Source organism: Aquabacterium sp. G14 (assembly GCF_037482285.1).
GTDB lineage: Bacteria > Pseudomonadota > Gammaproteobacteria > Burkholderiales > Burkholderiaceae_C > Aquabacterium.
Genome location: NZ_JBBEYB010000003.1, coordinates 242,390 through 255,463 on the forward strand (window position 1 = coordinate 242,390; position 13,074 = coordinate 255,463).

Consider the following 13,074-nt stretch of genomic DNA (forward strand, 5'->3'; position numbering starts at 1 on the left):
GTTCACTTCTCGATGGAAACTTGTTTGATGATGATGGGGGTGACAGGCACATCGCCGTGCGGACCCTTGCGCGTTGTGTTGACGGTACGAATCTTGTCCACCACATCCATACCTTTGGTGACTTTGCCGAAAACGGCATAACCATCGCGCGAGCCAGGTCCTGTGGCGTTCAGGAAGAGATTGTCCTTCACATTGATGAAGAACTGCGCGGTTGCAGAGTCAGGCACGCTTGTCCGTGCCATGGCAATGGTTCCACGCAGATTGCTCAAACCGTTGTTGCTCTCAAGTGGGATAGGTGGATTCGTGGGCTTCTCTCGCAGGTCTTCTGTCATGCCCCCCCCCTGAATCATGAATCCATCAATGACGCGGTGAAAGATGGTGCCGCTGTAGTGCCCCGACTTGACGTAGTTGAGAAAGTTCGCCACGGTTCTGGGCGCCTTGGCAGCATCCAGCTGGATGACGATGTCGCCCTGTGTGGTGCTGAGTTTGACGGTCTGCGCCTGCGCGAGCAGGGCGCCAAGGCTCAGGGCGCTGGCCAGGATCACATTGCGAATCATCCGATCACTCCTTCGTAGAAGATTTTCCAGAGGCCACCCTCTTTGCCCCAGTATTGACGCTTGACGGAGCCGGTTCGTTGACCCTCCGCGACTTCGCCGAATGTCACGACCAGAATGTCGCTTTTGTCGCGCCATCCGAGGATGGCCAAGTCTTTCAGTTCAATGGCTTTGCCTCTTGACTGACTGACATCACGCTCCACGGCTTGGCGCCAGCGTGTGAAATCCTTGTTGCCAGCTGAAAACTGAGGCGAATAGAAGGACATCACACGACCGATGTCGCCACTGGCCCGTGCGACTCGCCAGCCCTCGATCATGTTTTGCAGGCTGCGCCGTTGCGGTTCAACTTTGGTGGGAGGGACCCATTGCAGTGAGCGAGCGATCACCACAGGCGTGGTGCGAGGCTGAACCTGGTCAAGGATGCTCTGCAGTTCCGGGTTGGCCAGGGCCACGCAACCATCGGTGCTCTCAGGGCTGCGGGCATAGCTGTCGCTCGGGACGCCATGCAGCCAGATGCCGCTGCCGGTTCGGCCGAGCCGACGGTCGTACTCGTTCGGATAATTGAGCGGCAAGGCGCCAGCCCCGTAGAAATCTGTCAGCTGACTTGGATTGAGCCGACTGGTGATGTAGTACACGCCCAGCGGCGTACGCTGGTCCCCTTCGAAACTCTTTTCCGGTCCCAGTTTGCCAATGGAGGCGTAGTGGTCTGCGACGAGCTTCAGGCCGTGGGGGCCATTTTCAAACAGGTAAAGCCTTGAGCGACTGGCATCGACGGCGATCGCATGACGGGTGGTCGGTGGCAGAGCGATGAACTGTGCGGGCAGCGCTCCTTCAGGGGGGCGCTCACGCAATGCCGTCAGGCGCCTATTGGCTTCCAGCCGCAATTGAGCGAGGCGCTCCTGTGCCCGTCCGGCAATCGAGGCTGGCGCATTGCCCATGGTAGGCAAGGCCTGTGTGCGAGCCATCAGCAGGTCACCATAGACCAGTTGAGCCAGCTGGAAGTTGGGCACGTCACGCACAAGCGCCTCGGCCTTGACAAGGGCCATATCGGTTTGCGCGTGGCCTACCAGCCGGTAAATCTCGAGCAGACGGGCTTCTGCGCTGGCCGACTGGCGGGGCAGCGCACGCGGTGCGACCGCCGGCGGGGGCGCTGGCTTCTTGGGAGCGTTGGCAACAGCTGGTGTGGGCTTCTTGCCCTTCGCCGGCTCCTTGTCGCGAGCCATTGCGCCGCTGTTCAGCCCCCAGGCCAGTGTCAGCAGCACAGCCGAAACAAGTGTTCGGCGAAACTCATACTTCATCACGAACCGGCGCTTTCCTTCGCAATCAGCCACTTGCCACCAGAGCGAATGAGCTCAAGACGCTTGGTGCTGTTGATGTTCAGGTTGTCGGCACGATAAGCCTGGCGGTAACGGACAGAGGCCTTGTCCCCCTTGATGTCAACGTCAATGTTAGATACCTCGACGCTGATTTTGCGCTTGCTGACGATGCGGTCACGACGCTCAGTCTCCCAGGCTTTGCGCGAGCCCTTGCCGCCGTTGAAATCGCGCGTGTAGGCCGCATAGTAGGCGTTCATGTCTTTGCGGCTCCATGCGGACGCCCAGCGCTCGACAGCAGTTGCCACGTCACGTTCGGCGGCGGTGTTGTCGGGTTTGGGTTCTGCTTTGGGCTCAGGCTTGGGCTCGACCTTGGCAACCACAGGTGCAGGGGCGGGCTTGACGGGGGTGACACTTGGCGTCGCTGGTGCGGGTGTCGGTGTCACTGCCGGCGCAGTGGGGGGGGCGACTGGGCGTGTCGTCGCTGGCGCAGCAGGGGGCACATTGCCCGCCGCAGCGGCCACGATGCTGTTGCGCTCCTTGGGGAACAGGTCCCGAACCATGGCCAGTTTGGGTGCAACGGCAGAACGTGTGTCGATTTGAAGTGCCTTCGAGTAGGCCTGGCTGGCCAGTTTGGCATACACATCCCCCAGGTTCTCATACGCGGTCGCGTAACTCGGGTTCGTGCGGATGGCCATTTCCAGGGCGTTGCGCGCCTTGTCGTACTGGCCTTGCTGCGCGTAAAGCACAGCGAGGTTGTTAAAGGGTTCAGGCAACTCGGGATAGTCTTCCGTCAGCTTCGTGAACGCGGTCACGGCTTCGGCAGAGCGGCCCGCCTGCGACAAACTGATGCCTCGCAAAAAACGCATCATGGGGTCGCGAGGCTTGCCGTTGAGGTACTGGTCGGCCTTTTGCAGTGCCTCGGTATTCTTTCCGGCGGCCAACAGTTTCTGAACCTCGGCGATGTCGTCTGCACGGGCGCTGAACGTGGTCATCGACAGGGCCGCGACGGTCAGACATTGGGCGGCGAGGGACGTCAGACGCAATCCGAATCGGGACGCAGCAGCTTGCATGAGAGACATGGGCAAATCAGTGTGTTGTCGTAGGGCGCACTGTGCGCGGGGGACCTGCGGCAAACCGGGCCTGAGTCGGCCTGGCCGAGCGCTCGCATCGGAAGCGCAAGAATAACAGCCCAACCGGACTGTCCCTGGAGGGTTCCCCCTGAACACAGGTCATCCCGCTATACTCGGGAGATTGTATCTGAGTGGTTCTGGCGCGAGATTCGACGTTTCTGATCGTCTCTTGCTCGCCCTTTGACGGGCCTGCCGCTGCCCCCGATTCCTTCTTTCTCATGAGTTTGCGTCTTTTTAACAGCCTGTCGCGTCAGATCGAGTCTTTTGTGCCCCTGACGCCCGGGCAGGTCCGCATGTACGTCTGCGGCATGACCATTTACGACTTCTGCCATGTCGGTCATGCGCGCATGATGATGTCCTTCGATGTGGTCCAGCGTTGGTTGAAGGTGTCGGGCTATCGGGTGACTTACGTTCGGAACATCACCGACATCGACGACAAGATCATTCGTCGTGCGGTCGAGCGAGGCATCACCATTCGGGAGTTGACCGACGAGATGACCCGCGCCATGCATGAAGACATCGCTGCGCTGGGTATCGAGCCTCCGACGCACGAGCCGCGTGCCACAGAGTACGTTGGGCAGATGCTCGACCTCATTGGCAAACTGGAGCACAAGGGTTTGGCCTATCGGGCACCCAACGGTGACGTGAACTACGCCGTGCGCAAGTTTGAAGGCTACGGAAAGCTCTCGGGTAAGTCGCTTGACCAGTTGCGCGCAGGTGAGCGTGTGGCGGTCGACGATGGCAAGTTGGATCCTCTGGATTTCGTCCTCTGGAAGGCGGCCAAGGCGGAAGAGCCTGCGGACGCCAAGTACGATTCGCCTTTCGGCGCAGGTCGTCCGGGCTGGCACATTGAGTGCTCTGCCATGAGTTGCGCGCTGCTGGGCGAGCATTTCGACATCCACGGCGGCGGACTCGATCTGCAGTTCCCGCATCATGAAAACGAGATCGCGCAGAGCGAAGGGGCCTCCGGTCAACCGTTTGTCAATTACTGGTTGCACAACGGCTTTCTCAACGTCGACAACGAGAAGATGTCCAAGTCTTTGGGCAATTTCTTCACCATTCGCGACGTGCTGAAGGACTACGACGGTGAAACCATCCGTTTCTTCATGTTGCGGGTGCATTATCGGAGCCCATTCAACTTCAGCGATGCGGGTCTGGACGATGCGCGGATCGGTTTGCGGCGCCTTTACACGGCACTGGACGCCGCAAGCTTGAGTGATGGGGCTGCGATCGATGTGAATTGGTCGCACCCGATGGCCGCACGTTTCAAGGCCGCCATGGACGAGGACTTCAATACGCCGATCGCGGTGTCCGTCTTGTTCGATCTGGCTGCAGAGGTGAACCGTTCCGGTTCTGCGGAGGCCGCGCATTTGTTGAAGGGCTTGGCTGGTTGCTTGGGCCTGCTTCAACAGGCGCCCAAGGCCTACCTGCAGGGCGGTGTATCGGGTGATGGCCTCGACGCTGCGGCAATTGAAGCCCTGATCGTGGCGCGAGCCGATGCCAAGAAGGCGCGTGATTTCGCGCTGGCTGACCGCATTCGTGCGGACCTGGCAGCGCAAGGCATCGAGTTGAAAGACGGCCCGCAGGGCACGACCTGGGTGAAGGCCTGATGGGTAGCCCTGCTCCGAAAGTGACCGATGTCGCGGCCGAGTCTGGCTCCGACGCGCTTGTCACGCCACCGTACTGGGACGATGCGTGCAAGCATCTGGCCAAGCGCGACCGCGTCATGCGCAAGCTGATTGCGGATCATGGTCATGCTCGCTTGTACAGCCGTGGTGACGCATTCACGACCCTGGCACGCTCGATCGTTGGCCAGCAGATCTCAGTGAAGGCAGCCCAGTCAGTCTGGAACCGTCTTTTGAGCCTGCTGGGGCAAGACGCCGAGGGTTTCCGCGGTCCGATTCCGGTGGCCGATGTCCTGCGTCAGGAGTCTGATCAGTTGCGTCAGGTTGGTTTGTCTGCCCGCAAGGTGGACTACTTGCGTGACCTTGCGCGCCACTTTGACGAGAATCGACTCCATGTGGCCGACTGGCACGGCATGGGCGATGAAGCCATCATTGATGAGTTGGTGGCCATCCGTGGGATCGGCCGCTGGACGGCCGAGATGTTTTTGATTTTCCATCTCATGCGGCCCAATGTGCTGCCCCTCGACGACGTGGGGCTGATCAAAGGGATCAGCATGAGCTATTTCAGTGGTGAGCCGGTGTCGCGCGCAGAAGCGCGCGACGTGGCCGAAGCCTGGGCCCCTTACCGTACCGTGGGGACCTGGTATCTGTGGCGCAGTCTTGACCCACTGCCCGTAGAGTATTGACGCCAACCGGCGTGAAGAAGGAAATTTGCCATGAGCAAACGACACTTTCTGGAGTTCGAGCAACCCATCGCCGAACTGGAATCCAAGATCGAAGAACTGCGCTATGTGCAGAGTGAATCGGCCGTGGACATCTCGGAAGAGATTGACCGACTGAGCAAGAAGAGTTTGCAGCTGACCAAGGACATCTACTCGACCTTGTCACCCTGGCAGGTCACGCAGATTTCTCGTCACCCTCAGCGTCCTTACACCATGGATTACGTGAACGAGTTGTTCACCGACTTCCAGGAGATGCATGGTGACCGCCATTTTGCAGATGACCTTTCCATCGTGGGCGGCTTGGCACGCTTCAATGGTCAGCCCTGCATGGTGCTGGGTCATCAGAAGGGCCGAGACACGAAGGAGCGCACTGCGCGGAACTTCGGTATGTCGCGTCCTGAGGGTTATCGCAAGGCGCTGCGTCTCATGCAGACTGCCGAGAAGTTTGGCTTGCCGGTGTTCACCTTTGTGGACACGCCCGGCGCCTATCCCGGCATCGGTGCAGAGGAGCGCAATCAGTCTGAAGCCATCGGACGCAACATCTTCGAGATGGCGCGCTTGGAGGTGCCCATCATCACGACCATCATCGGTGAAGGTGGCTCTGGGGGGGCGCTGGCCATCAGCGTGGCCGACCAGGTGCTCATGATGCAGTATTCGGTGTACTCGGTGATTTCGCCGGAAGGCTGTGCTTCCATCTTGTGGAAGACTTCGGACAAAGCCTCTGACGCTGCCGAAGCCTTGGGTATCACAGCCCATCGCCTGAAGGCGCTGGGCCTGATCGACAAGATCGTCAGCGAACCCGTGGGCGGAGCGCACCGTGACTACAAGCAGGCCTGCGCCAACCTCAAGCGAGCCCTGAATGACGCGATGCGCCATGTGGGTGACATGAAGGTCAAGGACTTGCTGCAGACGCGTTACGACCGCCTGCAAAGCTATGGCCGTTTCAACGACACCAAGGAATCCTGATCCTCGGGAGAGGCTGCCATGATTGCAGGCGGAGATTCCGCCTGTGTGGCGGTTGCGTTCAGTGGTGGGCGTGATTCCACTGCGTTGCTGCATGCGACTGCGATGGCTGCTCGGGAGTGGCCGGGTGTGCAGGTGGTTGCGCTGCATGTCCATCACGGCTTGAGTGTCCATGCGGACGACTGGTTGCGACACGCCCAGAGCATGTGCGAGGCATGGGCAAGGCAGGGGTTGCCGGTTCGGTTGTGTTGGCGGCGGGTCCTTTTGACGGTGAAGACGGGCGACAGTGTGGAGGCCGTCGCACGCTCGGCCCGATATCTCGCATTGCAGGAGATGGCCCAAGAAGTCTCTGCAGACATGCTGCTCTTGGCGCACCATAGGCAAGACCAGGCTGAGACTTTGTTGCTGCAGGCCTTGCGGGGTGGTGGCGTGGGGGGATTGGCGGGCATGCCGCGTGACACCTTGCGCGATGGTGTGCGCTGGGCGCGGCCTTGGCTTGACCATCCGCGTTCGGCGATCGAGGCTTATGTGACTGCGCATGGTCTGCCTTTCATAGAGGACGACAGCAACACCGATCCTCGGTATGCGCGCAATCGCCTGAGGTTGTCGGTGTGGCCAGCGCTGCTCTCCGCGTTTCCCGAGGCCGAGGCTTGCTTGGCGTCATCTGCGCGCCGTCTGTCAGACAGTTTGGCTGTGGCTGAGGCTTGGTGTGATCAGGTTCTGCCAGTCTTGTGTCCGCACGGCGTCCCTGCGCTCCGGTCAGGCTCTGATCACCAAGGCGAGGCCTCGCTGGATGCGCGTGCCTGGGCCTTGCAAGCGGCGCCTTTGCGGCGAGAAAGCTTGCGTCATTGGTATCGCTTGGTCACGGGGCAGATCATGTCCGCCAGCTGGGTGGAGCGTCTATCAGACGAGATTCCCGAACTGCTGCTGAAGGGGCGCGCCACCAGGTGGCCCGACATGGGACTCTCGCTTTACCGTGGTGAGCTGCGGTGGCGAAATGTGCCGCAGGTCGCCGGGGAAGGGGCGTCCGCCCAAGCGCCCGAGACGAGCCTGGCCATTGAGGGGCCTGGGAGCTGGCATGTCCCTGCTTGGCATGGCACGTTGCGGGTTCGTGAAGTCACGTCTGGTGGGATGCCGGTTTGGATGTTGCAGTCGCTGACCTTGCGTGCGCGGCAGGGGGGGGAGCAATTCCAGATGGGGCCGGGCCGACCTCCGCGCTCGTTGAAGAAGCAGTTCCAGGCCTTGGGCGTTTCATCTTGGTCTCGTGGCGGCCCCTTGGTGTGGGTGGTCAACCAATTGGCCTATGTGCCCGGACTGGGGATGGATGCGCGCGTTCAGGCGGCAACCGGGGTGGCTCAGTGTGCGCTGGAATGGTGTCCTGACGAGGGGCTGGGCTGAAACTGGCCACTTTATGAAGGCGATTCACCCATGACCGCGGGGTGCGGGTAAAATCGAGAGTTTGATCGCGTGTGCTGGGTGATATGCATGTGTGTTTGACACGCGATCTTTTCCAACAAGATCTGACATGGCACTGATTGTTCACAAATACGGCGGCACGTCGATGGGCTCCACGGAGCGCATTCGCAACGTGGCCAAGCGCGTGGCCAAGTGGGTTCGAGCCGGGCATCAAATCGTGGTCGTTCCGTCGGCCATGAGCGGCGAAACCAATCGCCTGCTGGGCTTGGCCAAGGAGCTGTCTGACAGCCCAAGTCCTCGCGAGCTCGACATGATCGCCTCGACTGGCGAGCAGGTTTCTGTGGGCCTGCTGGCCATTGCATTGCAGGCCGAGGGGCTGGATGCCGTGAGTTACGCGGGTTGGCAGGTGCCTGTCAAAACGGACTCTTCGTTCACCAAGGCCCGCATCGAGAGCATCGATGATGCGCGCGTGCGTGCGGACTTGAATGCTGGCCGCGTGGTCATCATCACTGGTTTCCAGGGCGTCGATCCGAATGGCAACATCACGACTTTGGGCCGTGGCGGTTCGGACACCTCTGCCGTGGCCATTGCCGCGGCGATGAAGGCAGACGAGTGCCTGATTTACACCGATGTGGACGGTGTGTACACAACCGATCCCCGTGTGGTGCCTGAAGCGCGTCGCCTGAAGAGCGTCAGCTTTGAGGAAATGCTGGAGATGGCATCGTTGGGTTCCAAGGTTCTGCAGATTCGCTCGGTGGAGTTCGCCGGCAAATATCGTGTGCCCTTGCGTGTGCTGTCCAGTTTCACCCCCTGGGACATCGATCTGGCCGAAGAGGCCAAGTCGGGCACGCTCATCAGTTTTGAGGAAGACGAGAAAATGGAACAAGCCGTTGTTTCCGGCATCGCATTCACCCGCGACGAAGCCAAGATCACTGTGGTCGGCGTGCCCGACACCCCCGGTATCGCCTACCAGATCCTGGGCAAGGTCGCTGACGCCAACATTGATGTGGATGTCATCATTCAAAACGTTTCGCACGATGGCAAGACGGACTTCTCGTTCACCGTGCCGCGCGGCGACCATACCCGTGCCATGGAGATCCTGAAGACTCAAGTGGTGCCCGCGCTGGGGGCTCGCGAGGTGGTGGGCGACGCGAAAATTGCCAAGGTGTCTATTGTTGGCATTGGCATGCGCAGCCACGTAGGCATCGCCAGCACGATGTTCAAGACGCTGTCGGATGAAGGCATCAACATCCAGATGATCACAACCAGCGAGATCAAGACCTCGGTGGTGATTGACGAGAAGTATCTGGAGCTGGCTGTGCGTGCGCTGCACAAGGCATTCGGCCTGGATGAGGCCAAGGCCTGATCTGTTGTTTTGAGCACAACAGGCAGAGGGCTTGAATTTCTGAGCTAGAATGCTTGCTGTTGCTGGAGACGTGACCGAGAGGCCGAAGGTGCTCCCCTGCTAAGGGAGTATGTGGGCAAAACCTGCATCAAGGGTTCGAATCCCTTCGTCTCCGCCAAGATGGAACCCCAAGTGATTCGTCACTTGGGGTTTTTTCTTTTGAGTCACGACATCACAGGACCAGCATGTTCAAGAATCTGACGGTGTATCGAATGGGCCCGGATTGGACTGCCACAGCAGCCGAGATCGAGGCCGAATTGGACAAGGCGCGTTTCGTCGAATGCGGTGCCACGCAGCAGAAGTCCATGGGGTGGGTAGAGCCGCGCGGAGAGGCTCATGCGCCGCTCGTTGAGGTGGTCGATGGGCAGATTTTGCTCAAGCTGATGACCGAGCAGCGTGTGGTGCCAGGTTCGGTGATCAAGAAGCGCACCGAAGAGATTGCGGCAAGGATCGAAGAGCAGACGGGGCGTAAGCCGGGCAAGAAGCAGGTCAAGGATCTGAAAGAGCAGGCGCTGCATGAGTTGCTGCCGATGGCTTTCACCAAGCAATCGACGACTCGCATCTGGATTGCACCCAAGGAACGCTTGTTGATGCTGGATGCGGGTAGCCAAGCCAAGGCCGATGAGGTGGTGACCTTGTTGGCGCAGAGCTTTCAAGGCTTGTCAATGAGCTTGATTCAGACGGCCATGTCGCCTGCTGCTGCGATGACGCATTGGCTGGGAACCGGCGAGCCTCCTTATCAGTTCACGATTGACCGTGAATGCGAGTTGAAGTCCACAGACGAAATGAAATCTGTGGTCCGCTACGCCCGGCACAACCTCGATACCGATGAGGTCAAGCAACACATCGTCAGCGGCAAGGTGCCTACGCGTGTGGCCATGACTTGGCGGGACAGGGTCTCGTTTATCCTGACCGAAGCCCTGCAACTGAAGAAGGTGACGTTCCTCGACGTTGTCTTTGAAGGGGCCGTGTCGGTGGATAAGGGGGAAACCTTTGACGCTGATGCCGCCATTGCCACTGGAGAGTTGATTCAGTTGTTGCCAGACTTGGTGGAGGCCTTGGGAGGGGAGCAGGTCATGGGTCAGAGTGCTCCAACCATGCCTGCACCTGTGTCACCAGCCACGGCCCCGCATCCGTCGGTAGATCATGCCCCGCCGTGGGATGTGTGATCAGTGGCAAATTCCAGACGCGGGCCAGGGTCAGTGAGCACGCGGGGTGAACCAGTTCATCCCCCAGGCCGTTGAGGAGCAGCATCGGCACTTTGGGGACTTGTTTCGGGGCGCGGTAGCGGATCGCTGCCCGCAATTGGCGCCATGCATTGCTTATGGTCACCGGATGTGACTGCCGTAGCTGTACCCAGTTGGCGACGATGGTTTGCGGGTCACGGGGGTGGCATGTGGTCATGGCCAAGATGGCTTCCTCCCACTCCTGTGCAGACGGGCGGCCAACCACGAGTCTCAGAATGCGGCCATATTGGCGCGGCCTCAAGCGTTGCCAGAACGGATTGAAGGGCCGCAGACTGGTGTTGATCAGAACAGCCTTGCGTAACTCGTGGGGGTAGCGATGAGCCCAATCCACCGTTACCATCGCGCCCAGTGACATGGCCAGCACGTGGTAAGGCGGATGATGCCCAGTGGTTTGCAGCGCCCATCGACAGTGCTCGACCATGTCGGCGACAGCGCTCGGACTGCGGGCCTCAAACAGCTTGCCATTGCCAGGCAGGTCAGGCGTGAGAAGCGTGCTGTTCGCGGGCAGTCCCTCGCGCAACAGCTCAGGGAAATCACCCCAGTGACCACTTTCTCGGGTCAGGCCGCGCAGCAGAATCCAGGTGTTCATGGTGCAGGTCTTTTGCCGCGTCTGGGTCGGGGGTGTTCTGGATACCAGCGTGCGAGGGCCTGTCGATGGTGCAGGTCTCGTTCATCACCGGTGGGCATCCAGCGCTCATGGCTGGAAGTGGCTCGGGCCATGAAGTCCAGCATGCCCAGGTGGCGGCGCAGCACCCGTGCCTGTCTGTGTGTGATCAATGGGTTGAAGATGCCGTGGCGGCTGAAGAGTTGGCGGGGATTTTTCTTCACCCACATCCATGAGCCCATCTCCAGCGTCAGCGGGACAAATACTTGGTTTGGATGCCGATGACGAGCCTGAAGGTACAGATGGTCCCACAGGTCGCCGTGGGTCAGGTACTGCAGGCTTTGGGGCTCGAACACATAGGGATGGTGTGCCTGGGTCTGGTCGAAGATGCGCCGCAAGGCATGCACTTCTGCGAGGTGCTGGATGGGTTCTCGGGTGTGTGCGAATGGGAACCAGATGCGATCTTCGGTTCCGAATCCGGAGTGGCAGTCGACAACCAGACTGAAAGGGCGCGGCAGTAGCTCGGTGGAGATCAGTTGGCACAGTGCTGTGCCTTCGGGCTCCATTGGTGCCCCAGCGGGGCCTCGGTACCATGGGAGGGCGGCGCTGAGGCGCTGGCCTCCGACCAGAAATGGCACAGACTCACGCGCCACCACCGGTGCGTTGCGCATCAGGTCAACACCGCGCGGGTTGGCGCGGGTCCCGAGCCAGAGGCCGCCAGGGTTGACCAGTGGCATGAAGACCAGCCGCAATCGGGTCAGTTCGTGGTGCAGCAAGCTGTCCCACTTCAGCCGCTGTACCAAGCTGGCGAGGTACGTGAGCACCACCTGTGTGCCGATGCGCTCCAGTCCATGTACCCCTCCGATGAATGCGACCGCGGGCAATTCTGGTGCGCTCGCTCCGAGAGTCACGGCCATCAGCTCATAACGACGCGCACCAACTTGCACGGAGCCCGCCGACTGGGGCGTGACATGGCTGCCCCCCATTTCGATCAGGCGATTCAACTCGTCCAGTTCGGGCAGTGTGTCGTGGCGCAAGCGAGGGGCGTCAAAGGTGGTGGCTCGGCAGATGCTGCGCGGATTCCATGTCAGGCGTGCGACACCTTGTCTTGGTCGACCCGTTCGTCGGTGAGAATGTGGGCATGACTGATACGCGTCCCTCTTTGATCATCTTCAGCCCCTCTGGCATCGTTCCAGCAGCGGCGCCCGTGCGCAAAGCCCTCAAGCGCCTGAATGCACTGGGGTTTGCATCGACCTTGGATGCCTCCGCCTTGAGCAAGCACCAGCGTTTTGCAGGTGACGATGCCACTCGCTTGGACAGCATTCACCGAGTGGCCGAGGCCGCTCCTCATGTTGCTTTGGCGGCCAGAGGTGGTTATGGCCTCACACGTTTGCTGGATCAGATCGAGTGGCCCCTGATTGCGCAAAGCGTGGAGCGTGGGACGGCCTGGGTGGGCTACAGCGATGTGACGGCGCTGCAGCTGGCTGCGATCGCGCACAAGGCGGCAGGTCCAGAGTCGGTGGGTGAGGGCGTGACCGCTGGATTCTGGGCGGGTCCCATGGCCAATGAGGACTTTGGTCACAAGGACAGCGTGGACGGGGGTGACGATGTGACCCAGGAGGTGTTCGTCGAGGCGATGACTGGTGAGCTTGAGGCGGTGGGCTTCCGTACCGAGGCCGGTTTTGATGGCCTGGAGGCGCGAGGGCGGCTTTGGGGGGGCAATCTGGCCGTGGTTCAGGCCCTGTTGGGTACGCCTCACTTTCCCAAGATCAAGGGAGGGGTCTTGTTCTTGGAAGACGTCAACGAGCACCCCTATCGCATTGAGCGGACCCTCTTGCAGTTGCACCAGGCGGGTGTTTTGGACCAGCAAAAGGCCGTCTTGTTAGGGACGTTCAATGGGTTCAAGAAATCGCCTTTGGACCGTGGCTACAACCTGAAGGCTGCGATCGCCTATTTACGCTCCCAAACGACCACGCCGATCTTGACTGGCCTACCTTTTGGTCACGTGCCGACCAAGCTCTGCCTGCCGTTGGGACGCAAGGTGAACCTCGTGGTGCAAGGACGCGACGTTTTGGTGATGTGGTGAAACCCT

General features: G+C 60.3%; 12 protein-coding genes and 1 tRNA gene. 8 read left to right on the top strand and 5 right to left on the bottom strand.

Going from position 1 to position 13,074, the window contains the following annotated elements; translation table 11 throughout:
* Positions 1 to 2 precede the first annotated feature (2 nt).
* Genes WIT60_RS05575 through WIT60_RS05585 form a run of 3 tightly spaced genes read right to left on the bottom strand, consistent with a single transcriptional unit; the run spans position 3 to position 2,949 of the window.
* On the bottom strand, positions 3 to 557 hold the full coding sequence (locus WIT60_RS05575) for a peptidylprolyl isomerase (RefSeq protein ID WP_339582951.1): 555 nt from the start codon (positions 555 to 557) through the stop codon (positions 3 to 5).
* Positions 554 to 1,852 (bottom strand): L,D-transpeptidase family protein, encoded by a 1,299-nt coding sequence (locus WIT60_RS05580; RefSeq protein ID WP_339582952.1) that lies wholly within the window; start codon positions 1,850 to 1,852, stop codon positions 554 to 556. Before WIT60_RS05580 ends, WIT60_RS05575 begins: the two co-directional genes overlap by 4 nt.
* On the bottom strand, positions 1,852 to 2,949 hold the full coding sequence (locus tag WIT60_RS05585) for a L,D-transpeptidase Cds6 family protein (RefSeq protein ID WP_339582953.1): 1,098 nt from the start codon (positions 2,947 to 2,949) through the stop codon (positions 1,852 to 1,854). The genes WIT60_RS05580 and WIT60_RS05585 overlap by 1 nt, the downstream gene beginning before the upstream one ends.
* Before the next feature lie 269 nt (positions 2,950 to 3,218).
* Between WIT60_RS05585 and cysS the strand changes: the two genes are divergently transcribed.
* The 7 genes from cysS (at position 3,219) to WIT60_RS05620 (ending at position 10,300) form a co-directional block, all read left to right on the top strand.
* Complete coding sequence (cysS, locus tag WIT60_RS05590) at positions 3,219 to 4,610, top strand: cysteine--tRNA ligase (protein ID WP_339582954.1); 1,392 nt, start codon at positions 3,219 to 3,221, stop codon at positions 4,608 to 4,610.
* A complete protein-coding gene (locus WIT60_RS05595; RefSeq protein ID WP_339582955.1) occupies positions 4,610 to 5,311 on the top strand; it encodes a DNA-3-methyladenine glycosylase family protein in 702 nt (233 codons plus the stop codon). The genes cysS and WIT60_RS05595 overlap by 1 nt, the downstream gene beginning before the upstream one ends.
* Positions 5,312 to 5,341: 30 nt before the next feature.
* Complete coding sequence (locus tag WIT60_RS05600; RefSeq protein WP_339582956.1) at positions 5,342 to 6,313, top strand: acetyl-CoA carboxylase carboxyltransferase subunit alpha; 972 nt, start codon at positions 5,342 to 5,344, stop codon at positions 6,311 to 6,313.
* Between the two features lie 18 nt (positions 6,314 to 6,331).
* Positions 6,332 to 7,708 carry a tRNA lysidine(34) synthetase TilS gene (tilS, locus tag WIT60_RS05605; protein ID WP_445207655.1) on the top strand — a complete coding sequence of 459 codons (1,377 nt, stop codon included), beginning with the start codon at positions 6,332 to 6,334 and terminating at the stop codon, positions 7,706 to 7,708.
* 127 nt (positions 7,709 to 7,835) lie between these two features.
* Positions 7,836 to 9,092, top strand: coding sequence for an aspartate kinase (locus tag WIT60_RS05610; protein WP_339582957.1), 1,257 nt, complete (start codon positions 7,836 to 7,838; stop codon positions 9,090 to 9,092).
* 64 nt (positions 9,093 to 9,156) lie between these two features.
* Positions 9,157 to 9,249, top strand: a tRNA-Ser gene (locus WIT60_RS05615).
* A gap of 67 nt (positions 9,250 to 9,316) precedes the next feature.
* Positions 9,317 to 10,300: a recombination-associated protein RdgC gene (locus tag WIT60_RS05620; RefSeq protein ID WP_339582958.1), complete on the top strand. Its 984-nt coding sequence runs from the start codon at positions 9,317 to 9,319 to the stop codon at positions 10,298 to 10,300.
* On the opposite strand, the gene WIT60_RS05625 is transcribed toward WIT60_RS05620, so the two are convergent.
* Entirely contained in the window at positions 10,206 to 10,967 is a 762-nt protein-coding gene (locus tag WIT60_RS05625) for an alpha/beta fold hydrolase (protein WP_339582959.1), read from the bottom strand. The genes WIT60_RS05620 and WIT60_RS05625 overlap by 95 nt on opposite strands.
* Positions 10,964 to 12,019 (bottom strand): M14 family zinc carboxypeptidase, encoded by a 1,056-nt coding sequence (locus WIT60_RS05630; protein WP_445207656.1) that lies wholly within the window; start codon positions 12,017 to 12,019, stop codon positions 10,964 to 10,966. Before WIT60_RS05630 ends, WIT60_RS05625 begins: the two co-directional genes overlap by 4 nt.
* A 104-nt stretch (positions 12,020 to 12,123) precedes the next feature.
* Here WIT60_RS05630 and WIT60_RS05635 point away from each other — a divergent pair, with 104 nt between their 5' ends.
* The gene (locus tag WIT60_RS05635) at positions 12,124 to 13,068 is read left to right on the top strand and encodes an LD-carboxypeptidase (protein WP_339582960.1); all 945 of its coding nucleotides are present in this window, start codon (positions 12,124 to 12,126) and stop codon (positions 13,066 to 13,068) included.
* The last annotated feature ends 6 nt before the right edge of the window (positions 13,069 to 13,074 follow it).

Excerpts from the sequence above, each read along its gene's own strand:
- tilS (WP_445207655.1), top strand. The coding sequence starts at position 6,332 with ATGATTGCAGGCGGAGATTCCGCCTGTGTGGCGGTTGCGTTCAGTGGT.
- cysS (WP_339582954.1), top strand. The coding sequence starts at position 3,219 with ATGAGTTTGCGTCTTTTTAACAGCCTGTCGCGTCAGATCGAGTCTTTT.
- WIT60_RS05610 (WP_339582957.1), top strand. The coding sequence starts at position 7,836 with ATGGCACTGATTGTTCACAAATACGGCGGCACGTCGATGGGCTCCACG.
- WIT60_RS05600 (WP_339582956.1), top strand. The coding sequence starts at position 5,342 with ATGAGCAAACGACACTTTCTGGAGTTCGAGCAACCCATCGCCGAACTG.
- WIT60_RS05585 (WP_339582953.1), bottom strand. The coding sequence starts at position 2,949 with ATGTCTCTCATGCAAGCTGCTGCGTCCCGATTCGGATTGCGTCTGACG.
- WIT60_RS05625 (WP_339582959.1), bottom strand. The coding sequence starts at position 10,967 with ATGAACACCTGGATTCTGCTGCGCGGCCTGACCCGAGAAAGTGGTCAC.
- WIT60_RS05575 (WP_339582951.1), bottom strand. The coding sequence starts at position 557 with ATGATTCGCAATGTGATCCTGGCCAGCGCCCTGAGCCTTGGCGCCCTG.
- WIT60_RS05595 (WP_339582955.1), top strand. The coding sequence starts at position 4,610 with ATGGGTAGCCCTGCTCCGAAAGTGACCGATGTCGCGGCCGAGTCTGGC.
- WIT60_RS05580 (WP_339582952.1), bottom strand. The coding sequence starts at position 1,852 with ATGAAGTATGAGTTTCGCCGAACACTTGTTTCGGCTGTGCTGCTGACA.
- WIT60_RS05620 (WP_339582958.1), top strand. The coding sequence starts at position 9,317 with ATGTTCAAGAATCTGACGGTGTATCGAATGGGCCCGGATTGGACTGCC.
- WIT60_RS05635 (WP_339582960.1), top strand. The coding sequence starts at position 12,124 with ATGACTGATACGCGTCCCTCTTTGATCATCTTCAGCCCCTCTGGCATC.